Here is a 25,682-nt window from a genome sequence, read left to right on the forward strand (position 1 = left end):
GTATTTCAATTATTTAGTTCTTTCAGCAATATTAGTCAAAAATAATTTTATTGACTGCATCACGGTCTAATTTTTTAATAACTTCCACCATTAGTTTTACAGCATTATCGTAATCATCACGATGTAAAATGCCTGCATGTGAGTGGATGTAGCGTGTTGCAATACCGATTGATAGAGCAGGTATACCATTTGCAGTTACGTGGATAGAACCAGCGTCTGTACCGCCACCAGCCATTGCTTCGAATTGATATGGGATATTGTGCTCATCAGCCACATCTAATACGAATTCGCGTAAGCCACGGTGTGAAACCATTGATGCATCGTAAACAACAATTTGTGGACCAGCGCCCATTTTACTAGTTGATTCTTTTGCAGTTACCCCTGGTGTGTCTCCTGCTACACCTACATCGACAGCAAAGCCGATATCTGGTTGGATCTTATGCGTAGCAGTTTTCGCGCCACGAAGCCCTACTTCCTCTTGGACATTCCCTACAGAATAAAGGATGTTAGGATGTTTTTCATTTTGCAATGCTTTCATAACATCAATTGCAATTGCACAACCAATGCGGTTATCCCATGCTTTTGCTAATAAGTATTTTTCGTTTTTCATCACATTAAACTCGAAATATGGTGTTACCATATCGCCAGGGCGTACGCCCCATTCAAGCACTTCATCTTTTGAAGCCGCGCCAACATCGATAAACATATCTTTAATGTCTACCACTTTGTTACGCACATCTGCTGGTAAAATGTGAGGTGGCTTTGAACCAATAACCCCAATAATTTCTTCGCCTTTACGTGTTGTAATTGTTACACGCTGTGCAAGCATAACTTGGCTCCACCAGCCGCCTACAGTTTGGAATTTGATGAACCCTTTGTCATCGATTTGAGTAACCATGAAGCCTACTTCATCTAAATGGCCTGCAACCATAATTTTAGGACCATTTTCATCGCCTACTTTTTTAGCAATGACGCTACCTAAATTATCTGTTTCAACTAAGTCTGCATATGGTCCAATGTATTTTTTCATGACCTCGCGTGGTGCACGTTCATTGCCTGCAATACCATTCGCATCTGTTAAATCTTTAAACATTTGTAATGTTGGATCTAGTTGTGTCATCTTCTTTTGCCTCCTGACTCTTGTATCTTCTCTATTATACTTCGTTTACCGAAATATTCCTAGCTTAATCGTCAGAAAATTGGTGTATTTCTTACACTTTAATATCCTGAACGTTGACGATTATAATTTTCTTCATTTTTCTCTATATACGCCGTCACAACGTCCTCAAACGAAAAGCCTAAATTAAACGCAAGTAATCCATAGCATTGCCAGATCTCTAAATATCTATCCTCTGTTGGCTGACTAATAAAACTTAAAATATAGTCTTGTGTCATTAAAAATGTCTCTGTTAAATCTCTCTTCTCTTTAATCACAGGCCATTTTTCTATCGCTGTATAACCTTTTAATAGGCCAAGTGATAATATAAAATGTATCGAATCTACATATTCCTCTAAAATTACATCACGCTCTGAGGCTCCCTTTGTGCTCCAAAACTTAAAGCAACGTGTCTCATTTGCGAGTTCAGCTAGCTCTACCATTAAGGCTAAACCTTTTTCTTTAAACACATCACGTTTAATATTTTGTGTATTCTCGATGAAATCATCAAGCTCTTTTTGCATTTTAAATAGTTGTTGTAAATTCATTTTTTTCTCCTAAATTCCTTAAAAATATTTATAAAAAGTGAAACTAATTGCCCTCTACAATCGTATAGGAAGGAATAACCTTTCTTCAAGGGGGAAATTAAATGTTGCCGTTACTTATTCGTCTTGCTGTTATTGCGCTTATTATCTATGTATTTTATAAAGCGATTCGTTATATAACCGATCCTAAGCGAAAACTTGATGAAGCCTATGAAAAAGGCCAATATTATTTTTATGATGACGTCAAAAATGTCCGAAAAAATTTCTTTATCTCTTATAAGGGTGCTCTTTTCGAAGGTGAAAAATACCTCGGCACTACTGAGGATGCTTTCGAGGTTGTTACGATTTTTGTTGGCGCCCGAGATGCCGCTACACTGCAAGGTTTTACGAAAAGAGACTTCGAATACCTTCAGCAAGAAATCCTTTTGAACTATCCGAGCGCAAAAATAAATTGGAAGCAACCCATTGAAAAGCTTATGCACAATACATCCTCATCATGAGGATGTTTTTTTATCGGAATGTTTTCGTAATTTATCGGAACATTTTTAAGCTTTATCGAATTGTTCTTGCGATTTATCACCATAATTGTACTAGAATAAAAAATTGAATAGCTGCTAGCAGTGGGAAGCCAAATGCAAAGCTGTTATGGCGTGTTTTATGACGGAATAAATACATTCCTAGCACGCCACCTACTGCCCCTCCAGTAATTGCTAATGTAAATAATGTGCGTTCTGCAATACGCCATTCATGCTTTTTGGCTTTTGATTTATCAATGCCCATCATAATGAGCAGAACTATAGAAACAACTGCCATATAGGCCAATAATGCTTGCCCCATTGTTGAGTACTCCTTTATTTTTACTATTTACTACTACTCTAACACAAAAAAGACTGACGGATAAATCCATCAGTCTTGTGAAAAATTTTGCACCTGTCGCTTCGCTTTTGGTGCAGAAATAATTTTTAACTTCGTCAAAAATTATTTAGCTACTGCTTTTTTAGCAGATTCAGCTAATTGAGTGAATGCTGCTGCATCAGTTACAGCTAAGTCAGCTAACATTTTACGGTTAACTTCGATACCAGCAACTTTTAAACCGTGCATTAAACGGCTGTATGAAAGACCATTCATGCGAGCAGCTGCGTTGATACGAGTGATCCATAATTTACGGAAATCACGTTTTTTCTGACGACGGTCACGGTATGCATATTGACCTGACTTCATTACTGCTTGGTTTGCAACTTTGTATAATGTATGTTTTGAACCATAGTAACCTTTAGCTAATTTTAATACTTTTTTACGACGTTTGCGCGTCACTGTTCCGCCTTTTACGCGTGGCATATGAATTACCTCCTGCTTTTCATTTAAAAATGAATGTTAGTATTTTTTAGTCAATTATTTCATGTAAACAAGTAAAGATTTGATGCGTTTGAAGTCACCAGATGAAACGATGTTTGCTTTACGTAGGTGACGTTTTTGTTTCGTAGATTTGTTTGCGAATAAGTGGCTTCCATAAGCACGGTCGTATTTTAATTTACCTGAACCCGTTTTTTTGAAACGTTTCGCAGCTCCACGGTGAGTTTTCATTTTTGGCATGTCGAATTCCTCCTAAACTGTTCGTCTAATATTATTTCTCGTTCTTTGGTTGAAGAACTAAGAACATGCTTCGGCCTTCCATCTTCGGTTTTTGTTCAACCGTCGATACTTCAGCACAAGCTTCAGCAAAACGATCTAACACACGTTGACCAATGTCTTTATGTGTAATCGCACGACCTTTGAAACGTAGGCTACATTTTACTTTATCACCTTTTTCAAGGAATTTAATCGCATTACGTAGCTTCGTTTGGAAATCATGCTCATCAATTGTTGGGCTCAGACGAACCTCTTTCATTACGATGACCTTTTGATTTTTACGAATTTCACGGTCTTTCTTTTGCTGTTCAAACTTAAATTTACCATAGTCCATGATACGAGCGACTGGCGGCTTGGCTTGAGGGGCCACAAGGACAAGATCCAAGTTTACACGAGTGGCGATTTCTAGCGCTTCGTTACGTGTCTTTACACCAAGCTGGTCACCATTGTGATCGATTAATCGAAGTTCACGTGCGCGAATGCCTTCGTTTACATACATGTCTTTGCTAATAGTAATCCACCTCCAAGTAATTGTCGCGAATACATGGTTTGGGCAAAGCCTTGCCCGGTTGAACGGTACATCCTCTTGTCATGTCCATAAAAAAAGGACGGACACTTTGAAGATGTCCGCCCGCTATATGTGCATGCGCAAGTCTGCGCAAAACAATTCAACGTGTCATACCTGTTCACAGCTTAAAAGCGTTGTATCAGGTGAGAAGCGGGCAGCCTCTACTTCAACCACAAACTTTGTATTCATTAACCTTAACTATATTAACATGTACTTTTATAAGCTGTCAAATATTTTTTAGCTTATTATTAATAAAATAACCTAAAAATTTATAATCTAAACTATTATAATGGTTCATCTTCATAACGTGAGGTTGATTTCCTTTACGGCTGGGCGCTTTTATCGCTGCCGCTTCGCTTTCGCGCAGAGCAGAGCTACCTGTGGGCATCGGGGCAACAGGATGTTGGTCACAAAGGCGTTATCACAGGACGTGATGCTTTTAGCCTTCGTTCCTCTATATCGCTGATCCCCAAGGAGTCTCCAAGCCTCCACTCCAATCAACTTATATAAATGGCATAAATAAAATTAAAATTACCCTTCAAAAATTGCCGGCGAATTCTTATTAATCGAATTCACCGGCAAAATCATTAAAATTATTTTGTAATTTCTGCTTTGATGTTAGCTAAGAAGTCTTGGAAGCTAATTGTTTCTGAGTCTTTTGAGCCGTAACGACGTACATTTACGCCACCAGCCTCTACTTCTTTGTCTCCGATAACAAGCATATACGGGATTTTTTTCATTTGTGCTTCACGGATTTTGTAGCCTAGTTTTTCTTCACGGTCATCCATCTCAACACGTAAGCCCGCTGCAGTTAATTGCTCTTCAATTTGTTTTGCATAATCAAAGTGTGCTTCGTTTGAAACTGGAATAACTTCAACTTGGACTGGTGCTAACCATGTTGGGAATGCACCTTTATATTCTTCGATTAAGAAGGCAACAAAGCGTTCCATTGTTGATACAACACCACGGTGAATAACAACTGGACGATGTGGTTTACCATCTTCTCCAACGTAAGTTAAGTCAAAGCGCTCTGGTAATAAGAAGTCAAGTTGAACTGTTGATAAAGTTTCTTCTTTACCAATTGCAGTTTTTACTTGTACGTCAAGTTTAGGTCCGTAGAATGCAGCTTCACCTTCAGCTTCGAAGTAATCTAAGCCAAGTTCATCCATTGCCTCTTTTAACATACTCTGTGCTTTTTCCCACATTGCATCGTCATCGAAGTATTTCTCAGTATCTGCTGGATCACGGTAAGATAAACGGAATGAGTAATCATTTAAATCGAAGTCTTTGTAAACTTCTAAAATTAGCTGTACTACTTTTTGGAATTCCACTTTAATTTGGTCTGGACGAACGAAGATATGTGCATCGTTTAAAGTCATCCCACGTACACGTTGTAAGCCTGAAACAGCGCCTGACATTTCGTAACGGTGCATTGTACCAAGCTCCGCAATACGTAATGGTAGGTTACGATAAGAATGCATGCTGTTTTTGTACACCATCATATGGTGAGGACAGTTCATCGGACGCATAATTAATGTTTCATTATCCATTTCCATTGGTGGGAAAATAGAATCTTGGTAATGATCCCAGTGACCAGAAGTTTGGTACAGTTCTTTAGAACCAAGTACTGGTGTATAAACATGCTTATAACCTAGAGATAATTCTTTATCCACAATATAACGTTCAATAACACGACGGATTGTCGCACCGTTTGGTAGCCATAGTGGTAAGCCTTGACCAACTTTTTGAGAAGTTGTAAATAATTCTAATTCCTTACCGATTTTACGGTGATCACGTTCTTTTGCTTCTTCAAGCATTTGTAAGTGATGTTTTAAATCTTCTTTTTTAAAGAATGCTGTACCATAAATACGTTGTAGCATTTTGTTATCTGAGTTACCTCTCCAGTAAGCACCTGCTAATGAAAGAAGTTTGAACTCACGAAGTTTGCCAGTCGATGGTGCATGGATACCACGGCAAAGGTCGAAAAATTCACCTTGATAGTAAATAGAAACTTGCTCATCAGCTGGAATTGCTTCAAGTAATTCTAATTTGTACTCATCGCCAATTTCTTCATAGATCGCTTGTGCATCTGCACGGCTAACATTTTTGCGCTCGATCTCTAGGTTTTCAGCGATAATTTTTTTCATTTCTTTTTCGATTGCTGGTAGGTCTTCAGCAGTGATTGGTGTTGGTGCATCAATATCGTAGTAGAAGCCACCTTCAATAACTGGACCAATACCAAGTTTAACATCTGGGAACAAACGTTTAATCGCCTGGGCTGTTAAGTGTGCAGTAGAGTGACGTAAGATTTCCAGTGCTTCCTCATCATCCTGTGTAATAATTGAGATTGAAGCATCCTCTTCAATTGGTGTTTTTAAATCGACTAAAACACCGTTTACTTTACCAGCATATGCTTTTTTACGAAGTCCTGGGCTAATTGATAATGCTACGTCATCAGTAGATGTACCTTTTGCAAATTCCTTTACAGCGCCATCTGGGAAAGTTAATTTAATCATATCTGACATTTTGTTTGCACTCCTTCTAGTTTTGTTATGATGCATGATTGAAGTCCAAGAATCCCGAGAGTTTATCCTTATTCTGCCGGTGTTTGGACACCCACCGAAAAGGAACTATATCCGCATTCATCTCCCCACTATTTTCCAATGAACAAAAAATAAAAAAGCTCCGTCCCTACGAAAGGGACGAAGCTGTATGCTCGTGGTTCCACCCTTCTTCCTTCCGACTTTTTCTAGTCAGACGAAGCTCAAGGCTAGCTAACGGGCTAGGGACCGGCGAAAGATTATCCCTTTCGCTGCTCAGCAGGTAGTAAATAGTGCGCTCGAACTAGGAAGCTTACAGCCAATGACTTCCCTCTCTAAAAGCCGTTACACAAAATTCATGTCCTCATCAATGCATTTGATTAATTATGCCTCGGCATATTGCGTCTAGAATCGACTTTGTGCTTAGGCCTGCACGATGCAGGTCAGTTAGCCGTTATCGCATGGATGCGATGGTTTTAGGCTAACATCCTTTATGAACTCATTTCCGATTCCGTGACATCCGCCGGAGGCTTTAACATCTTTAGTGGGTATTTGGAAAACCGCTGAAAGATGTAATTTAGTATATGTGACAGTATACGCTCGATTGTCGCAAAATGCAACAGTCAATCTTACATGCGGCGATTTTTCCCACGCATTTCAATTGGCTCCGTCAAGGCTTTGACACGTTCCATAATACGTCCAGCCTTCACGACTTCAATGTCACCTTTTTGCGACTGTGCTAAATGATGTTCCAACTCATCATAATTAAAATTAGATGTAATGAATGTTGGCAATTGCTCAGCCATACGGTAATGGAAAATGGTACCCAGAATTTCATCTCGCGTCCAAGCGGTCATTGTCTCGGCTCCTAAATCATCGAGCATTAGTACTGGTGCCTTTTTCACATAATCTATTTTCTCATTCAACGTATTATCGCCAATTGCATTTTTCATTTCTCGTAAAAATTCAGGCACGAAAACGACTACAGAACGGATTTTGATAGAGGCTAATTCATTCGCAAGTGCTCCTAAAACAAAGGATTTCCCTACACCGAATTTACCGTATAAATAATAACCTTTTGCCGGAAGATTTCCTGTTTCCACAGTCGCCTTCACAAATTGCGCCGCTTTTTGAGCAATCATGACACGAGATTCATCGTCAATCAGTAAATCTTGAATGGTCGCTTGTAGCACATCCTTTGGCATATGCATACTCGCAATCATATTGGCTACATCACGACGTTCCTCCTCACGCATCTTTTGTTCACATCGTACATAATCAATTTCAACGGCACCCCGGACTACTCGTAAAGATGGTAAAAAACCTTTTAAATAGTTTGTACAACTTTCTGTATTGTCACAACCGCAGCAGACAGTAGATTGACTAATAAACTCATGAAGCTTCGGTAAATTACGTTCAACTGTTTCATAGCTTAACTCATCTGCATGCTCTGCTAAAAATTCTTGCACACGAGGGTTTTCTAATATTTCTCGACGCATCGCTTCATAACGTTCTTGAAATGATGGTACATTAATTGCTCTTTTTAATGGTCCATTAATTGGTTCGATTGTCGTTCACCCTCCTTACTTATCACTTTTCCCTAGCATCTCCAATATCTTTTGACGCTCTCGCTCAAAATCAATCGTGCTTGAAGTGTTTTCTTCTTGTTGCTCGTTACGTTTGTAAAACCATTCAGGAACCTTTTCTTCACGTTGATTTCCTGAACGCCCTCTAGCACTTTGATTACTTTTCCTTGGTGACTGCGGCTTATTTTTCCACGTAGTGTACTTATCATGCTCTTGACGTGCTAGTTCCATTGCTGCTTTTGCTGTTTGAATATTTTTACGTACCCAATGATCCGCAATCGTTTCCACATATTTTTTAGGTAGCTTCATATCAGTTGTTAACATTACATATTCCAAAAGAGCATTAACAACGCCTACTGGCATTCCATGCTGGACAATTAAACTCTCAGCAAGCTGCACGGAGGTCTGTAGAGGTTCTTTGCCATTATTGATATCTCGCAGTACTTGCACTGGGGGAGTAGTTTCTAAATATTGCTGAAGCTCCTGATCCTTTGTTTTTTGGCCCGATTCCTCTATAGATGATGGCTCATTTACTCTAGCAAGCTTTGGTGGTTCTTTTGATACCGTTAGCTTATAAAAATCTGCAGCGGCCTTACGTAAACGTTCCAATGAAATACCTAGGTCATCATCTAATGCAAGAATCACTACCTTTTGCATATCAAGTGCAGTTAAGCGATATAAAAATGCTAATTTCGCTATTGATTCACGTACCTCAAATGTTAGTAGGCTTGCCGGGACTAGTTGCTCCGATAAGCCCGCTTGCAGCAATTCAAAGTCAAACTGGTCAAAATAAAACGGATATACCTTTTGCTGTTTATCCTTACTACTAGCATCAGCTTGTAAATCATCTGGAATCCTTGTACTTACAGGCTTAAAAACATCTATGAAGGCACGTGATACATCTTTATATTCTGCATCTCTTGCAGATGGAATAAAACGCTGACGTAACTTCCGGTAAGCCTGCTCACCAATTTTACTAAATAAAAACATCGAGAGCAGTGGATCTTTCATAAAGCTATCTGCATCAAGTGGACGTATCAGCTCATATAAAAAGCTTCGTTGTTCAGCATCTTCTTTTTTCCATGTGCGTAACAGACCAATTGCTTCGAGCGCAATACGAGCCTCAAATACTTTGCCAATAGGAAGCCCTAGCACATTCATTAAAAAATAATGTGTCATTTGTTGGCTGGGCATTTGCTCAGCTTCTGCCCAAAGTGTTAAATAAAGGCTGATTGGTTCCGCTCCAATTAAAGGCTGATAAAAAAGCGTTACTAATTGACGTTCCTGCGTAGAAAGTGCATGAGGTAGACGAATATCAAAAGGATCGGCGGGCTGCAATTCCTTATACAAATGGATCAACGTCATTCACCCTCTCTGTTTTTCCTATAATTTCTGTTCTGTCTGACGTTGGATAATCTCTTTAATTTCTTCAATAAAAACATTGATATCCTTAAATTGACGATAAACCGATGCAAAGCGCACATAAGCAACCTCATCGATTTTCGCTAAGCGATCCATTACCATTTCTCCTACATCCTCGGATCGGACTTCAGAATTCCCAATGCGACGAAGGTCTTTTTCAATAGACATTACTAATCCCTCAAGAACTTCAAGAGAAACAGGGCGTTTTTCGCAAGCACGAATAAGCCCACGAAGTACCTTTTCACGGCTAAATTCTTCTCGTGAACCTTCCTTTTTCACTACAACTAACGGTGTCTCTTCAATTTTTTCAAACGTTGTAAAGCGGAAGCCACATGACTCACATTCACGACGTCTACGAATTTCTTTATTATCATCTACAGGCCTCGAATCCACAACACGCGTTCCGTTAAATTGGCAAGATGGACATCTCATATAATTACTCTCCTGATTTCACAACAATTTAATATTTCTATTATAACAAATTTCCTACGCGTAAGAAAAGCGCATTCACGCTAGTGTGCTCATGATAAACCTTGAAAGGAGAAAGTACAAGCATAGATTCGAAATTTAAACTGCTTCCTAAATAAAAAAAGCACATTGAAATCACCGGGATTTCAATGTGCTCCGTCTAATTGTTATTATGCATTAACTGTTTCTAAAGCTTTTGCCACTTTTTTCACTAGATCAACAACACGTGCAGAATAGCCCCACTCATTGTCGTACCAAGCAAGTACTTTTACTTTACGGTTACCCATTACCATTGTAGAAAGTCCATCAACTGTAGAAGAGTAAGTTGTTGTATTGTAATCAGATGATACTAGAGGCTCAACTGAGAAGTTTAAGATACCTTTCATTGGACCTTCTGTAGCAGCCTTCACAAATGCAGCATTGATAGAATCTACAGTTACATCAGTATTTAAATCAACTACTAGGTCAACTAATGATACGTTTGGTGTTGGAACACGAAGTGCCATACCATGAATTTTGCCTTCTAATTCTGGTAACACTAATTTTAATGCTTTTGCAGCACCTGTAGATGTTGGAATGATAGACTGTGCGCAACCACGTGCACGACGTAAATCTTTATGTGGATTGTCTAAATTCTTTTGGTCATTTGTATAAGCGTGAACTGTTGTCATTAATCCGCTTTCGATACCAAATGTGTCATTTAATACTTTGGCAACTGGTGCTAAGCAGTTTGTTGTACAAGAAGCATTTGAAATAACATCATGTTTTGCGATATCAAGTTTCTCGTCATTTACACCTAAAACAATTGTTACGTCCTCGTTTTTACCAGGTGCTGTTAAGATAACTTTCTTTGCGCCTGCTTCTAAGTGCATTGCTGCTTTTTCACGATCATTAAATTTACCAGTTGCTTCAATAACGATATCTACACCCATTGTTGCCCATGGTAATTTTAATGGGTCACGTTCGCTAATAATTTGAACGCGTTTACCATTTACAATTAAAGCATCGCCAGCTGGTTCAACTGAACCCTCAAATGTTCCGTGATTTGTGTCATACTTAATCAAATGTGCTAACGTTTCAGCTGGATAGCTAGCGTTAATTGCAACTATATTTAAACCTTCTTGCACGATCGCTTGGCGGAAAACCATACGTCCGATACGTCCAAAACCATTAATAGCAACTGATACTGTCATTTATAAAATCCTCCTGTGAGTACATACTCAAATTAATTATATACTTTATGGTGATTAGTATAACACAATTTTAAAAAAGATGAACATTATATATTCATAATATTAAAGTTCTTATTTTCTGAAAAATAAAATCGCCTAAATTAGTCCTTATTATGGTATAAATCCACCAAAAAATGCATAGCAAAATGTTCTTGCTACGCATCTCATAGTGAATGTTGTGGCACTTTAAATCGGGTGATTTCCGTTCCAGGCTACTCGCTTTGTTGCTGTCGCTTCGCTTTCGCACAGATAAAACATTGTTGCTGTCGCTTCGCTTTCGCACAGATAAAACATTGTTGCTGTCGCTTCGCTTTCGCACAGATAAAACATTGTCGCTGACGCTTCGCTTTCGCGCAGAGCAGAGCTTCCTGTGGGCGAGCGTCGAGCCGCCCAGCCGGAACGGAAGTCAACCCTCGTTTTATTGAAAGAGCCATACTTTATTTAATATGACACCTTAATATCATTGAAACAAACAACAAGAAAGCGTAGCAATATGTCATTGCTACGCATCGAATGGTTTTACAGATTTTTAATTAATTACGTCCCAATATGTCAGGATTTTTTTTAATTGGTGCTCTGTTTGTTCTAAATTCTCATTATTATAAATAACCGCATGGGCACCTTTTTCTTTGACTGACATTGGTAACTGAGAATGTATTCGAGCTAGTGCATCCTCTTTCGATAAGTTGTTACGCTCCATTAATCGACGGAGCTGTACCTCTTCACTAACCGATACAACGATAATACGCTCGACAAAATGCTGTAACTTACTTTCAAATAACAGTGGAATATCCATTACAACATGCTTTTCCCCAGCCTCTAAATAAGCATCACGCTGTCGTAACATTTCCTTACGAATAGCAGGATGCATAATATCATTTAACATTTTACGCTTTGCAGGCTCGTGAAAAATAATATCGCCAAGCTTGGCACGATTTAAACTACCATCTTCTAGCAATATATCTTGTCCAAAATTTTCAGCTATTAACTTTAAAGTCTCCGTTCCTGGTTCTACAACATCACGCGCTACAATATCTGCATCGACAATCGGTAAGCCAAGTGCTGTCATCATTTTTGCTACTGTACTTTTTCCGCTCGCAATACTTCCTGTTAGTCCGATAATCATAGTTAAATCCCCTTTAATGTTGACAATTTGGGCAAAAGACTGATGTGCGCCCACCTATCGTCATTTGGCTCGTTGCAGTTCCACACGTTGGACACATCTTCTTCCCATACATTTGCAGTCGATTCTGCATACTTCCAGCTTCACCATTGATATTACGATAATCTGAAATAGTCGAACCTCCTGCTTCAATGCTTTGGCGCAAAATAGCGACAATCGCCTCGAATAACGCACGCTTACGCTTTTCACTAATGCGGTTCAATGTGCGGGCCGGATGAATTTTTTGAGCAAATAATGCTTCTGTAGCATAAATATTGCCACAGCCCGAAATAACCTGCCCATCCATAATTACATCCTTAACAGCCTTTTTCTCATATTTCGGTAACTTTGATTTCGCAATAAAATAATCACAAGCTATTTCATCGAATGGCTCTGGCGCCATTTTTGTTAATGGTGCATGATCCTCAATTTTTGTTAAAAATCGTAGTTCACCAAAGCGGCGTATATCCGAATAAATTAAATAGCCACCATCTGCCATTTGAAATGTAGCATGAATATGCTTTTTAAATTTCTCCTCCTGGATTTCCTCAGGTGAATTCACCACAAACCATGCACCTGTCATCCCTAAATGACTAACAAGCACATAAGGGACCTCCTCTTTCAGCAAATGAAAAAAGATGTATTTTGCACGTCGTTCGATTTTTGTAATCGTCATTTGAGACAAGGATATTTCAAATGCATCAGGCTCAGCTTGCTTCACGATACATTGCTTTCCCTCCCCAAAGGAAAAACGAATAATCTCAGATAGTTGAACCTGTTGAATTGTACGCCCTTCAATCTTAGGTTTTAATGCCTGGACGACACCTTCAACCTCTGGTAATTCAGGCATTTTAACCCCTCCTTATTTTGCTTCGTACCAAGTCGCACCGTAGTTAAAATCTACTTTTAATGGTACTGAAAGCTCGATTGCGTTCTCCATAACTTCTGGTACTATTTTTTCAAGCAATGCAATCTCCTCTTTAGGTGCTTCAAAAATTAATTCATCATGCACTTGTAATAGGAGTTTTGCTTGCATATTTTCTTTTTTCAAGCGAGCATCCATATCAATCATTGCTTTTTTAATAATATCAGCTGCACTTCCTTGAATTGGTGTATTCATCGCAGTACGCTCTGCAAAGCTTCGTAAATTGAAATTTGAGCTCGTAATGTCAGGTAAATATCGACGTCTATTTAAAATCGTTGTCACATAACCATTAAACTTCGCATCTTGGACGATATCATCCATATATTGTTTTACACCTGGGAAACTCGCAAAATACTTCTCGATAAATGTAGCAGCTTCCTTACGAGTAATATCCAAGTTTTGCGATAAGCCATAGTCACTAATACCATAGACAATACCAAAATTAACTGCTTTTGCAGCGCGACGCATATTACTATCGACCTCATCTTCTGAGACATGGAATACATCCATTGCAGTACGTGTATGAACATCCATACCTTCACGGAAAGCTTCGACTAAATTTTTATCCTTCGACATGTCGGCCAATACACGCAATTCGATTTGCGAATAGTCGGCAGAAAATAAAATCCAATCTTCTTTCGATGGCACAAACGCTTGACGAATTTTTCTCCCTTCTTCTAAACGAATCGGGATGTTTTGCAAATTCGGATCAGTTGAGCTTAAACGCCCTGTAGCCGTTAGTGCTTGTTGGAATCGAGTATGCACCTTTCTATCCTCTTCATGGATTTCCTTTAGCAGGCCTTCGATATAAGTTGACTGTAATTTCCCAAGCTGACGATATAAAAGAATATGCTCAATAATGGCATGCTCTGGTTTTAATTTTTCCAATACATCTGCTGCAGTGGAGTAGCCTGTCTTTGTCTTTTTAATAACAGGAAGACCTAGTTTATCAAAGAGAATAACACCCAATTGCTTTGGTGAATTAATATTAAAGGCTTCTCCTGCCTCCGTATAAATCTCCTGTTCAATCACAACTAGTTTGTCATTTAGATCCTGCCCCATTTTCTCTAATGTGGCACGATTGACCGTAATACCTTCACTTTCCATTTCCCCTAAAATAGAAGCAAGCGGAAGTTCTAAGTTTTTATAGAGTTCGAACTGTTCATTTTCCTTTAACAATGTCTCAAGCTTTGGCTGTAAAGACCACACAGCAAAGGCTTTACGACTGGCATGCTCAGCAAGTACATCTATAGCTGGTATAGCTCGTTTCGCCCCTTTACCATAAACGGTCTCATTTGCCTGCACATTACGATAGCCTAGTTCTTTCGCAAGTGTTGCCACATCATCTCCACTTAGCGCAGGATTATTAATATAAGAAGCAAGCAATAAGTCAAATTCCACACCAGCTAAATGTATTCCCGCACGTTTTAACGCAGCCTGAGAAGCTTTAGAATCAGACATGTACTTAATTTTAGTAGCGTCTTCTAACCAGTGGCGAAGGACATCTGATTTAGCCACAATATCAAACGGCACGTACATTGTTTTCGTTCCATCCGTTAGTGCAATGCCTAGTTGCTGACAAGTATGATAATGCTCGTTCTCTAGCTCCAAGTGCAATGCCATTACATCTTTTAAATGCTCTTGTTTTACTTCTTGCACAATTTCATAGTCAAAAGGTGCTTGTTCCTCTTCTTGGACAGTAAAATCACTTTTTTCTAGCAATGATTTAAAGCCAAGCTCTCGCCACACGCTAATTAATTCTTCCTCATTCGGACCACTATAGGCAAGGTCAGAAAGCGTAATATCAATCGGCGCATCTGTAAAAATAGTAGCTAGCTTTTTACTCATTAGTGCCTGATCTTCATTAGCAACTAATTTTTCTTTCATTTTAGAAGCCTTCACCTTATCCATTGCCGCATAAAGTGACTCTACAGACCCATGCTCTTTCAGCAATTTAACCGCCGTTTTTTCACCGACACCTGGTACGCCAGGGATATTATCTGAAGAATCCCCCATTAAACCTTTCATATCAATAATTTGTTGAGGCGTTAAGCCGTATTTTTCTGCAATAAAGGCTGGTGTATTTATTTCAATTTCAGTAATACCTTTTTTAGTAATGTAAACTGTTACTTGCTCAGTCGCGAGCTGTGTTAAGTCACGATCTCCCGATACTACGATGACATCCATATCCTGTGAAGAAGCTTCTTTGGCAAGTGTCCCAATAATATCGTCCGCCTCGTACAATTCAAGCTCATAACGCTTAATACCATAAGCATCAATAAGCTTACGTATATAAGGGAACTGTTCAGATAATTCTGGTGGAGTCTTTTGGCGACCACCTTTATATTCCGTAAATGTCTCATGACGGAAGGTTGTCTTACCCGCATCAAAGGCAACTAAAATTTTCGTTGGTTGCTCTTCCTCTAATATTCTTTGAAGCATTGTTGTAAAGCCGTACACTGCATTTGTATGAATTCCACTATCATTCGTCAATAATGGCAGCGCAAAAAACGCGCGATATGCTAAACTATTGCCGTCCAATAATAGCAATTTTTCCTTTGTCATGATTTTATCCTCCTGCGTTGTCGTCTTCTTAATTGTAAAACGAAAACGTATGTTTGAAAACGCCTCTTCCTTTTACTTTATCGAGAAAACGGTTTTTTTACCAATCATAACGTTGAAAATCGCCAAATTTTCTACATCAATATATTTGCTTCTAATCGACTACACAAAAAAAAGCCAATCACTCATTGTAATTGACTTCTCAGATGTTATTCACTGACTTTACTTGTTTTTTCTTTACGATAGAAAACCTCTTCATATATGACTGTCAAAATAAAGGCATTCATAAAGGCAAATACTAAAAATAATGGCATACCACCAAGCTGCGGATGTGTAAGCTCTGTATTAAACACCATTACTGTGCCGATTTGCGCTAAGAAGAAAATGCAGCCAATCCCTACTTGCCAAATAGGACGCTTGACCTTACGTTTTTCGTACCAAAATATTCTTTTAAATATCTTTCGTACATCTTCAGCAATGACTAAACCTAATAAAAACAAAATAACAAAAAATACTGGTATATGATAAACACTTTTTGTGATCCATGCAAAATCTGATAGACGGAAGAAAAGTGTAAATATCGATGCAATACTACAGGCTATTCCTAAATTTTGGAGCCACTTGCTAATTTGCAATTTCACAACTATTACCCCCATTTTTTAATTCTGAACATTATCATTCTATCAGATAATAGTCATATACGAAACACAAAATTATAAATTTCTATCATTTTCATAACATGCCATTGATTCTGGAAAGATTTTTATAATAAATATGGTTAACATTACCTAAAACCAGACCATAGAAATTAAAATAAATTGCTCATCATCAAAAGTCGGGGATGATAATTGTTAAAACGTATGCCATTTATCTTCATTCAATAGAAGACTTCTACCTCTAAAGATGGTGAGTCTAAGAACGCCACGTCCTGTGCAATTTATCTGTGCGAAAGCAAAGCGTCAGCGCCAAAACGCCCAGTCGGAACGGAAATCAACTCCACGTTATGGCGAGGAGCCTTCGTATTCTTGTTAGTTTCATGGATAATGTAAAAAAGCCGTCTCAAAAAATTTGAGACGACTTCATATACTTATCCCTGCAAGAATAATAGTATTACTTAATATAGCCAGATAATATTTTTGCATATGGTGAAGTGGATGGCAAAATAATGACCGTATCTTCCCCTACAGTTTTCTTATAGGATTCTAATGTACGGTACAATGAATAGAATTCAGGATCTTGAGAGAACGATTTATTGTAAATCTTCGCTGCTTCCGCTTCACCTTCCGCTTGAATCAATGCTGCATCCTTTTTGGCTGTTGCCAGCAATTCTTGAACTTGCTTATCTGTTTGAGCTTCAATACGACGTTTCTCAGCATCACCTTCTGATAGGTATTTTTGCGACATTGATTCACGATCCGAAATCATATTTGTAAATACTGATTGCTCATTTTCAGTAGGCAAGTCGATACGACGAATACGAACATCTATTACTTCTATTCCATATTTATCATTTGAGAGTAACTCATTGACACGTGCAGTTACCTGATCATTGATACTCCCACGTGAAGAATCTTCATCATTAATAATCTGCTTATATTCTATTCGACCAAGCTCCGAACGAATAACTGAATAAATAAACTCTTCCATACGTGATTCAACTTTTTCTATTGTTCCTGCATTAGAAATTAATTGCTTTGGATCTGTAATACGCCAAACGGCATAGTTATCGATAATAATTCGTTTTTTATCTTTTGTATTAATTTCTTCTTCAGAAACTTCATACGTCATTTGGTTTTTTGGTAGCTTTGTTACACTTTGGATAAATGGAACTTTTATTTTCAAGCCAGGCTCACTCTGAAATTTCACTACTTCTCCAAACTGTCTAACAACTGCGTATTCGGACTCTTTAACTATATAAACATTAGCAAATAATATAATGGCAATAGCAAAAATGGCTGTTAATGTTGCAGCAAGAGAAATATATTTTTTCGGATTCATCGGGTTTTTTTTCGACATTTTAATTACATTATCCCCTGTATCCCCTTCTTTCGAAGCAGTATTTTTGGATTTACCCGATAAAAAATTTAGGAATTTTTCAAGATCCTTATTTTTCTGATCCATTAGTTACCGCTCCCTTCTTTTTTCTCTTTTGAAGTCTCCTGTGTCGCAGGTGTCTCCTGTTTCGTAGGTTGTAATGCTTGAAGAGGCAAGTATTTCATTGTACTACCATCATCATTCATAATATAAATTTGTGCTTTAGGTAAAACATTTTCAAGCGTTTCTAAAATTAAACGCTCACGTGTAATTTGTTTATTGCCCTTATATTGCTCATACATTTTATTAAAGACAGCTACATCCCCTTGAGCTTGTTCTATACGCGCTGTTTTTTCACCTTGAGCCTTTGAGATAATTGCATCCTTCTCACCTTGTGCCTCACTAATTCGCTGATTCTTATATTTTTCTGCTTGATTAATTTTTGTATTTTTCATTTCGCGTGCGTCTGTAACTGCTGTAAAGGCCGCACGTACATCTGCATTCGGTAATTCAACATCCTGTAGTTTTACCCCTAAAACACTTATACCAATATCGTATTTTTCAATAAGAGAAACGAGTAAATCCCTTGATTTTGCTTCTATGTCCGCTTTTCCCTCAGTTAACGCAGCATCGATTTTGGAACTTCCAATAATTGATCGAATCGCACTCGATGTAGCGCTATGTAATATCTTTTCTGGATCTTGTGAGTTGAATAAATACTTATTCGGTTCTGTAATCTTCCATTGAACTACAAGGTCTGTTAAAACAATATGCTCATCCCCTGTAATCATTTTTGTTTCAGCATCATAAGTTTCCAATTCCCCATCTTTATTTTGCTTATAGCCAAATTTCAAGCTAAATGTTTCCTTCGATAAAACCTCAACCGATTGTACAGGCCAAGGTAATTTAAAATGTAAACCAGGTTCTGTTACTGTATCATCGGCACGACCGAACGTAATGACAACTGCTTGTTCTGATTCATCTACCGTGTACCACGATGTAAATACAGAAATAAGTGCTACAATGCCGAAAATTCCAAGTCCCACCATCATTAGTGACCTTTTCACACTCATGTCTAATCCTCCCTTTAAGCTTAGTACTATTTTATACGGAACACTTAACAAAAAAGTTTCAAAATATTTTAATAAACGAATATTCTATGTAGGCAGTTTGACATAAGTAACAATGTGAAAATATCATACGTTTCTGCATTGAAATCTTAGAAGACCAAAAAAATAAAAATCCTGTTACCATTTAAGGCAACAGGATATTGACAACTAGATGTTCAAATGCTGGGAAAAATGTTGTTGATAAAACAATGCTAATTAATGCAGCTACAATCATAGCAAGACTTGCAAAAGTGCCTTCAAGCTCACCAAATTCAAATGCTTTAGAGGTACCCGCACCATGTGCTCCCATTCCTAACAGTAGACCTCTAGAGGATGGTCGTTGGAAACGACATACTTTTATTACTAACGGTGCTATTAGACTCCCTAAAATACCAGTCACCATAACGAAAACAGCAGTAAGGGTAGGAGAGCCACCAATCATATTGGAGATGTCCATCGCTATTGGTGTAGTGACTGAGCGCGGAACTAAGCTATGCACAAGCTCATTATTTAATCCAATTACTACAGCAATGGTAAATGATGATGTAATAGCAACTGCTGAACCAACTGAAATACTTAGAAAAATTTCAAAAGCATGTTTCTTTAATAGATTAAAATTTTTATAGATTGGAACCGCAAATGCAACTGTTGCTGGCCCTAGTAAATTTGATAAAATACCGGCTCCTGCAGAATAGGATTTATAAGATGTACCCGTTAGTAGCAAGATGATAATTACCACTAATGGTGTGATCAGTATAGGTGATAACCATTCGTTCTGAAACTTTTTATAAAACATTTTACTAGTATAAAAAATTACAATAGTACCTAGTAAACTTACTATAGCTATTAAAAAGCTCATGCAGTACCACCTTTCTTTCGCTGGTCTAGCAATTGCGCTGTGAAACCTGTTGCAAACATTACAACTATGGCACTCAATACAATTACAAGCACTGCTTTCACACCTTGCTCACCGAATAATGCAGTATAATCGATTACTCCGATAGCAGATGGAATGAAAAATAGTAATAATTCACTAAGTAATAAACCTGCACCTAGCTCAATCCATTCAAGCTTAATAATATGAAACTGCAAAAGTAAAAACAATAAGACTAGTCCAATTATGCTCCCTGGAATCGGCAAGTGAAGTAGACGTGCAATACTATTCCCAACAAATAAAATTACATAAAGATAGCCGATTTGCACGATACTTTTGACGATTTTCATGGTCATCCTTCTTTCAATTTTTTATCCTGCTTAAATGGTCAGTTATATTAAACACTTCTAGATTAAAGTGTGATTATTAGCTGAACATATAAGCCTAATTAATTCAACTAATAAGTACATTGATTGTTAGTTCATATTGTTGAATTGTATTAAAGAAATTAAGATGTCATATTAAATTATGGATTTTCGGCAAAACGAGTGGGTTGATTTCCGTTACAACTGGGCGCTTTCCTGGGGGCGTCCGATGAGCCGCTTCACTCGCGTTGCTCGCTCCAGGGTCTCATCTGTGACGCTGATCCCCAAGGAGTCGCCAAGTCTCCACTCCAATCAACCACTTCTCTTAGCATCTATCTTCTGGCATATCACTCTAATTTATAGTGATAAAACAAAACTAACAAATAATTTTTTGTGCGAAAGCGTATTGCTAACGTAACAACAACATAAGCAAAGGAAGGAAAGCGAGTAGCCAAACGGAAATCCCCCTCATTTAAAGCTCCACATCATTCTATTTTATCAACACTATGAACTAACAATCAGTACATTGCTTATTAGCTGAACATTATGCTACTATACTTTACACCTATTTGTGTTACGTGTAAAACAGAAAAAGAATCTACCACCAAAAAATTTGGCAATAGATTCTTCCTATTGTGGCGTAACTAAGCAACACAATCAAAAATCTCATAGTTAAATAAAGATTTTTGGCTTTTTTATAGTCTTAATAATTATATAGGGGGTTTCTACTAACAAGTATAAGGCCCCATTGTGAATTTAAAATTGTGATATTGTAAAGAAATCGTTAATTTTTCGGGATCATGACAATCATTTTTGTCCCTACGCCAACTTCACTTTCTACCTGAATGCGACCATGATGAGCCTCTACTAAGTGCTTCACAATAGCAAGCCCTAAACCCGTCCCCCCAGAATTTCGGCTTCGCGCACGATCCACACGATAAAACCGTTCAAATACACGGGCAATTTCATGCTTTTCAATTCCTATACCTTGATCTTCTATTTCAATAATGCCGTACGTTTCATTTTCCGTTAATCGAATTGTAACGGTTGTATTTTCTGGTGAGTAGGTAATGGCGTTGGTAATTAAATTAGTGACAATTTGGATGATACGATTCGCATCACCCATTACTTGAACATCACGTTTTATATCAACATGAAAACTCATGTTTTTCTCATCAAGACGGGGTCCCGTCAGCTCTGCTCCACGTATAAGTACATCTTGCAAGCCCATCGGCATAATATTAACAGTAAAACCATGCTGTTCAATTTTCGACAACTCCAGTAAATCCTGGATAAGCATCTGCAGACGGTTACTTTCCTTATAAATAATTTCTAAAAAAGATAGCAGCATTTTTTCATCCTTATACGCACCATCCAGTAAAGTTTCAGAAAAGCCTTTAATAGATGTAATAGGTGTACGCAATTCATGGGATACATTTGCTACAAAGTCCTTACGAATCTGCTCTAAACGAACAAGCTCCGTAATATCATGCATAACGATAACAACACCAAGCCATCGACCATGATCTCCTATAACAGGTGCTCCGTACACTTCCTTATTATAAAGCTCCTGTTGGACCTCCATTTTAATTTGTTGTCGATAAGGCATTTCAGTTAGAAACACATGGTCGATAAATTGCTCAAGAGATTTAGGTAAACCTATGGTACGAAAAACTTTTCCTTGTACATCGTCAATTTGCATACCAAAACGCTCTAAAAATACACGGTTCACGATAGATATATTCCCTTCACGTCCAATCATCATGAGGGAACTTCCCATGTTTTCAATTAACGTTTTAAGCCTTTCCTCTTCTACTTCGCGAATCGTCGTAATATCCTGTAAATTACGCGCTAAAATATTGATGGAGTGACTAAGTGGCATCATGCGCTCATGCTCATTTTCATGGGCACGAGCACGGTAATTTCCCTTCGCCAGTTCAAGTGCTGTATCTGTCACGTCATCAATAGGAGCAGTGAAATTCCGAATCATATAGCGAATTACAATAGCTATTAAAATAAGAGCTATTATAAAAAGAATTGCTAGTACTACATAAAGTCGCGCGTGAATAATCGATAATAGAGAATCTTTTGCCTCTTTGTTTTGAGCAGTATACAGCGCCTCTTTATCTTCCTTGGATAGTTCAATCTTTCGTTCATCTAATACTTGGTTAATGGATTCTTGCATCTGTAAACTAGCCTGCTCATTGTACTGTTCTATATAAACAGGAAAAAGCTGACCTATAATAATCATTAGGACAGCTAATATCGTTCCAAGCAATAGCATGAATGTCAAGAATAAGCGGTTGCTCATTGATTTCATGTCGTCTTCGGCTCCTCAAATTTATAGCCAAGGCCGCGAATTGTCTTGATGAACATCGGCTTACGGCTATTTTCCTCGATTTTGTCGCGAAGGTGGCTTATGTGCACATCCACAATTCGAGTATCGCCAGCAAAATCATACTTCCATACAGCACTTAATAGCTGATCACGAGTTAAAACACGGTTTTTATTTTCAAGTAAATAAATGAGTAGTTCAAATTCCTTTGGTGTAAATTCCAGCGCCTCATCCTGTAAAAATACTTCAAAACGCTCAGGAAAGACACGCAATTGTCCAAATTCATACATTTTCTCTTGCGGCTCATTCTTATCTTCAGCCACTATATTTTGTGTAAAACGTCTTAAAACAGCCTTTACCCGTGCTAACACCTCACGCGGACTAAAGGGCTTCGTCATATAATCATCTGCCCCTAGCTCTAGACCAAGTACTTTATCGAACTCGTCATCTTTTGCTGTTAGCATTATAATAGGTGTATTCATACGTTGTTGACGAATTTGTTTACAGACTTCCATACCATCAAGCCTTGGAAGCATCAAGTCTAATAGAATTAAATCTGGCTGTAAGTCAATAGCCTTATCAAGACCCTCTTGACCATCTGCAGCTGTTTCTACAACATATCCAGCCTGCTCTAAATTATATTTCAATAATGTCGCAATAGAAAATTCATCTTCTACAACTAAAATCGTTTTTGTCATGTGTAATGCCCCCGTTAGTGATTTGAAACCCCCATTTCAAATCTAAAGACGTCTATAAAGTAAATGGTGGTGTCACCAGCAAAGTACCTTCAATCACAAGCTGCTTTTGCTCATTATAAGAGTGCACCGATACAGTAATTGTATTTTGTAATTTATTTACTTCTGTTACCTCTAAAAGAGTATCAAATAATTCATAATGATAGAGCGGTTCTAAATACTTTAAATGTTGCTCAATAATTCGTGCACCTGGTCCAGGAATATACTTTGACACAGCTGACGTAATAATACCATTTAACATGATTGTTGGTACGATTGGCTTTTGAAAAGGTGTCATCGCAGCATATTCATGTTGAATATAAAGTGGATTACTATCATTCGTAAGTCCTAAATAAAGCAGTAAATCCTTATCTTCTATCTTTTCGGTAATATGAATCTTCTCGCCAACTGTAATTTCATCAATAGTGAGACCAAGCTTACTGTTTTTTTGAAGCAAAAATACGCCAACCCCTTTTCTATCATATACCTTCATAGTATCAATTTTATTCCAAAAGTACAACGAAAAGCAGAATAACCCTTTGATCTTCATTTAGCAAAAGGGATTCGTCTGTGTGTGATCCCCTAGGAGTCGCCCAGCCTCCACTCCAATCAACTTTTTACATAGCATACGTTTTTACAAATTGTCTCCTCAACTCATGAGTTATGACACTTTGAACATAATCCGTTATCATTCCATTTATCCACCGTTTTATAGACAAATTCAAAGCCCAGCTCAAATCAACGTTTGAGCTGGACTATTTTGGCTGTTTTTGTCTATTTACTCGTCTATAATCAATATTACATAAAACGTATAGTTGTAGACAAAAAGTGGTGATTATCTACTATATTGAAATCCTAAAAAAATCGAAGACAAAAGAAAATGATTTGATTTTAATGAAATGTGAATAATTCAGGTTAAACTAACAAGGAAGGTCGCTCATAAAAAGCGATCTTCCTTTTTTAGCATACGCTGCACCCATTGCTGACGTTTAAAAAATTGATAAGAGTAGCCTATTACTAAAGAGAATAGTATTCCGCTAATAATCGTCCCTTCTCGTACATTCAAATGACTACTTAAATAAAGCGAGATTGCTAGCGAAAATAGCATATTGAAAATATCGAAGCTAAAACGAACTTTACCGAAATCCCAATTCATTTTTTGATGAATGGCTAAGCAAGCTGCCTCTAATGGAAAGCTTATAAATTGGATTGCCGCAAGTAGACCAAGCATAATACCATTAATGACACTACAAACGATGACGATTATAAGCCGTTCCATATAGCTATCAAATTGAACTGTATGTAAAATCTCGTATAAAAAGAAATTAATAATGGTCCCTTGTAATAGCACAATCGGTAGCTGCAATAGCTGAATGAGTTGGAATTCTTTGCGTAAAATGATTATTTGTAAAAGAATCAAAAAAACATTGATGATTACCGCTACTGTGCCAATCTTGATGCCCGTTAGCAAGCCCATACTACTATTTAAGGCTTCCACTGAACCCATTCCAATGTTGGCATGAATGAGGAACGTAGCAAAAATACTTACTACTGTTACACATGTAAGTAGCACAAAGCTTTTTTGTATAAACTTTAAAGCGTCTTGCTTCATTTCACTACTTTTTCAAGCAACTGCTGTGGCACTTCATTTATACAATACGTCTTCAAATCCATCGCATGACTATAAACACCGTGATAGTCTGAGCCACCTGTCATAAATAAGTTATATTTTTCTGCTAAGGCGCGCACTTTCGCATGATCCATTTCATCATGATCTGGGTGAATTAAATCAATGCCATCAAGACCTAGCGCTACAAGTTCTTCTATTAGTTCATAAGAATCAAGCTGACCAGGGTGCGCTACTACTACCAATCCACCATCTGCCTTAATCGCCTTTACCGCTTCAAAGGCATCGACATATTCAATATCCTCTGACACTAAACCACCATTTCCGAACAATTCCTTATATAATTGCTTATATTCCGCCGTATCTGGGTGTGCCTTAGTTATCGCACGCATTATATGCTGCTTAAATAAAATACCGCTCGCTTTCGCGTAGCTTAAAGCTTCCTCCAAATGTAATGAATAGCCTGCCTCTATTATTTTTTTCGCTTGCCACATGCCGTGCGCGTGACGTCGCTCCTGAAGCGGATTACAAAGACCTAATATGTGCTCGCTTTTTGCTTCTATGCCGTAGCCAAAAATATGAACGGGGCGATTGCGCTTAAAATCAAAAGCTGAGATTTCAATACCAGAGATAAACTGCAAATTATACTTTTTCGCCATTTCGATGCTTTCTGGAATATGCATCGTCATATCATGATCAACAATACTAATATGCGTTAAATTTCTTTCGACGGATAGCCTACATAACTGCTCGATTGTATCTGCAGCATCTGAGTATATACTATGTAAATGTAAGTCTGCCTTCATATT

The 25,682-nt window shown here is 37.9% G+C and carries 25 protein-coding genes; 1 reads left to right on the top strand and 24 read right to left on the bottom strand.

Annotated elements, in window-relative coordinates; translation table 11 throughout:
* Nucleotides 1–31: 31 nt before the first annotated feature.
* Both ACQKNC_RS14055 and ACQKNC_RS14060 read right to left on the bottom strand, forming a co-directional pair.
* Nucleotides 32–1,120: a M42 family metallopeptidase gene (locus ACQKNC_RS14055; RefSeq protein ID WP_100544875.1), complete on the bottom strand. Its 1,089-nt coding sequence runs from the start codon at nt 1,118–1,120 to the stop codon at nt 32–34.
* Nucleotides 1,121–1,218: 98 nt separating this feature from the next.
* Nucleotides 1,219–1,704, bottom strand: a complete 486-nt coding sequence (locus ACQKNC_RS14060) for a dUTP diphosphatase (RefSeq protein WP_427425459.1) — start codon at nt 1,702–1,704, stop codon at nt 1,219–1,221.
* Between the two features lie 101 nt (nt 1,705–1,805).
* On the opposite strand from ACQKNC_RS14060, the gene ACQKNC_RS14065 reads away from it, so the two are divergent.
* The gene (locus ACQKNC_RS14065) at nt 1,806–2,201 is read left to right on the top strand and encodes a hypothetical protein (RefSeq protein ID WP_053484957.1); all 396 of its coding nucleotides are present in this window, start codon (nt 1,806–1,808) and stop codon (nt 2,199–2,201) included.
* Between the two features lie 76 nt (nt 2,202–2,277).
* Here ACQKNC_RS14065 and ACQKNC_RS14070 read toward each other — a convergent pair whose 3' ends face one another.
* From ACQKNC_RS14070 to ACQKNC_RS14175, 22 genes are all read right to left on the bottom strand, one after another.
* A complete protein-coding gene (locus tag ACQKNC_RS14070; protein WP_427425460.1) occupies nt 2,278–2,538 on the bottom strand; it encodes a DUF1294 domain-containing protein in 261 nt (86 codons plus the stop codon).
* Nucleotides 2,539–2,679: 141 nt separating this feature from the next.
* Nucleotides 2,680–3,039 carry a 50S ribosomal protein L20 gene (gene rplT / locus ACQKNC_RS14075; RefSeq protein ID WP_049667524.1) on the bottom strand — a complete coding sequence of 120 codons (360 nt, stop codon included), beginning with the start codon at nt 3,037–3,039 and terminating at the stop codon, nt 2,680–2,682.
* A 54-nt stretch (nt 3,040–3,093) separates the two neighbouring features.
* On the bottom strand, nt 3,094–3,294 hold the full coding sequence (rpmI, locus tag ACQKNC_RS14080) for a 50S ribosomal protein L35 (protein WP_004226312.1): 201 nt from the start codon (nt 3,292–3,294) through the stop codon (nt 3,094–3,096).
* A 31-nt stretch (nt 3,295–3,325) separates the two neighbouring features.
* Nucleotides 3,326–3,829, bottom strand: a complete 504-nt coding sequence (gene infC / locus ACQKNC_RS14085; RefSeq protein ID WP_024363824.1) for a translation initiation factor IF-3 — start codon at nt 3,827–3,829, stop codon at nt 3,326–3,328.
* A 662-nt stretch (nt 3,830–4,491) separates the two neighbouring features.
* Nucleotides 4,492–6,423 (bottom strand): threonine--tRNA ligase, encoded by a 1,932-nt coding sequence (gene thrS, locus ACQKNC_RS14090; RefSeq protein ID WP_427425461.1) that lies wholly within the window; start codon nt 6,421–6,423, stop codon nt 4,492–4,494.
* Nucleotides 6,424–7,067: 644 nt separating this feature from the next.
* Nucleotides 7,068–7,997 (bottom strand): primosomal protein DnaI, encoded by a 930-nt coding sequence (gene dnaI / locus ACQKNC_RS14095; protein WP_427425598.1) that lies wholly within the window; start codon nt 7,995–7,997, stop codon nt 7,068–7,070.
* Between the two features lie 24 nt (nt 7,998–8,021).
* The gene (locus tag ACQKNC_RS14100) at nt 8,022–9,389 is read right to left on the bottom strand and encodes a replication initiation and membrane attachment family protein (protein ID WP_427425462.1); all 1,368 of its coding nucleotides are present in this window, start codon (nt 9,387–9,389) and stop codon (nt 8,022–8,024) included.
* Between the two features lie 18 nt (nt 9,390–9,407).
* Nucleotides 9,408–9,878, bottom strand: coding sequence for a transcriptional regulator NrdR (gene nrdR / locus ACQKNC_RS14105; RefSeq protein WP_049667519.1), 471 nt, complete (start codon nt 9,876–9,878; stop codon nt 9,408–9,410).
* 206 nt (nt 9,879–10,084) lie between these two features.
* Complete coding sequence (locus ACQKNC_RS14110; protein ID WP_427425463.1) at nt 10,085–11,107, bottom strand: glyceraldehyde-3-phosphate dehydrogenase; 1,023 nt, start codon at nt 11,105–11,107, stop codon at nt 10,085–10,087.
* A gap of 568 nt (nt 11,108–11,675) precedes the next feature.
* A complete protein-coding gene (coaE, locus tag ACQKNC_RS14115; RefSeq protein ID WP_427425464.1) occupies nt 11,676–12,272 on the bottom strand; it encodes a dephospho-CoA kinase in 597 nt (198 codons plus the stop codon).
* Nucleotides 12,273–12,285: 13 nt separating this feature from the next.
* Nucleotides 12,286–13,158, bottom strand: a complete 873-nt coding sequence (mutM, locus tag ACQKNC_RS14120) for a bifunctional DNA-formamidopyrimidine glycosylase/DNA-(apurinic or apyrimidinic site) lyase (RefSeq protein ID WP_427425465.1) — start codon at nt 13,156–13,158, stop codon at nt 12,286–12,288.
* Nucleotides 13,159–13,170: 12 nt separating this feature from the next.
* Nucleotides 13,171–15,798 (bottom strand): DNA polymerase I, encoded by a 2,628-nt coding sequence (polA, locus tag ACQKNC_RS14125; RefSeq protein ID WP_427425466.1) that lies wholly within the window; start codon nt 15,796–15,798, stop codon nt 13,171–13,173.
* Between the two features lie 206 nt (nt 15,799–16,004).
* Entirely contained in the window at nt 16,005–16,436 is a 432-nt protein-coding gene (locus ACQKNC_RS14130) for a DNA polymerase I (RefSeq protein WP_427425467.1), read from the bottom strand.
* 469 nt (nt 16,437–16,905) lie between these two features.
* A complete protein-coding gene (gene hflC, locus ACQKNC_RS14135; RefSeq protein WP_427425468.1) occupies nt 16,906–17,916 on the bottom strand; it encodes a protease modulator HflC in 1,011 nt (336 codons plus the stop codon).
* Nucleotides 17,916–18,902 (bottom strand): FtsH protease activity modulator HflK, encoded by a 987-nt coding sequence (gene hflK, locus ACQKNC_RS14140; protein ID WP_427425469.1) that lies wholly within the window; start codon nt 18,900–18,902, stop codon nt 17,916–17,918. Before hflK ends, hflC begins: the two co-directional genes overlap by 1 nt.
* 181 nt (nt 18,903–19,083) lie before the next feature.
* Nucleotides 19,084–19,797 (bottom strand): LrgB family protein, encoded by a 714-nt coding sequence (locus ACQKNC_RS14145; protein ID WP_427425470.1) that lies wholly within the window; start codon nt 19,795–19,797, stop codon nt 19,084–19,086.
* Nucleotides 19,794–20,162 carry a CidA/LrgA family holin-like protein gene (locus tag ACQKNC_RS14150; protein WP_427425471.1) on the bottom strand — a complete coding sequence of 123 codons (369 nt, stop codon included), beginning with the start codon at nt 20,160–20,162 and terminating at the stop codon, nt 19,794–19,796. The genes ACQKNC_RS14145 and ACQKNC_RS14150 overlap by 4 nt, the downstream gene beginning before the upstream one ends.
* A 799-nt stretch (nt 20,163–20,961) precedes the next feature.
* Nucleotides 20,962–22,497, bottom strand: a complete 1,536-nt coding sequence (gene pnpS / locus ACQKNC_RS14155; RefSeq protein ID WP_427425472.1) for a two-component system histidine kinase PnpS — start codon at nt 22,495–22,497, stop codon at nt 20,962–20,964.
* Nucleotides 22,494–23,210: a response regulator transcription factor gene (locus tag ACQKNC_RS14160; protein ID WP_427425473.1), complete on the bottom strand. Its 717-nt coding sequence runs from the start codon at nt 23,208–23,210 to the stop codon at nt 22,494–22,496. The genes pnpS and ACQKNC_RS14160 overlap by 4 nt, the downstream gene beginning before the upstream one ends.
* A 52-nt stretch (nt 23,211–23,262) precedes the next feature.
* Nucleotides 23,263–23,703 carry a MaoC/PaaZ C-terminal domain-containing protein gene (locus ACQKNC_RS14165; RefSeq protein WP_427425474.1) on the bottom strand — a complete coding sequence of 147 codons (441 nt, stop codon included), beginning with the start codon at nt 23,701–23,703 and terminating at the stop codon, nt 23,263–23,265.
* A 480-nt stretch (nt 23,704–24,183) separates the two neighbouring features.
* The gene (locus tag ACQKNC_RS14170; RefSeq protein WP_427425475.1) at nt 24,184–24,858 is read right to left on the bottom strand and encodes a hypothetical protein; all 675 of its coding nucleotides are present in this window, start codon (nt 24,856–24,858) and stop codon (nt 24,184–24,186) included.
* Nucleotides 24,855–25,679 (bottom strand): PHP domain-containing protein, encoded by an 825-nt coding sequence (locus tag ACQKNC_RS14175; protein ID WP_427425476.1) that lies wholly within the window; start codon nt 25,677–25,679, stop codon nt 24,855–24,857. The genes ACQKNC_RS14170 and ACQKNC_RS14175 overlap by 4 nt, the downstream gene beginning before the upstream one ends.
* Nucleotides 25,680–25,682 lie beyond the last annotated feature (3 nt).

It is taken from the genome of Lysinibacillus sp. NPDC094177 (assembly GCF_050279145.1).
Classification (GTDB): Bacteria; Bacillota; Bacilli; order Bacillales_A; family Planococcaceae; genus Lysinibacillus.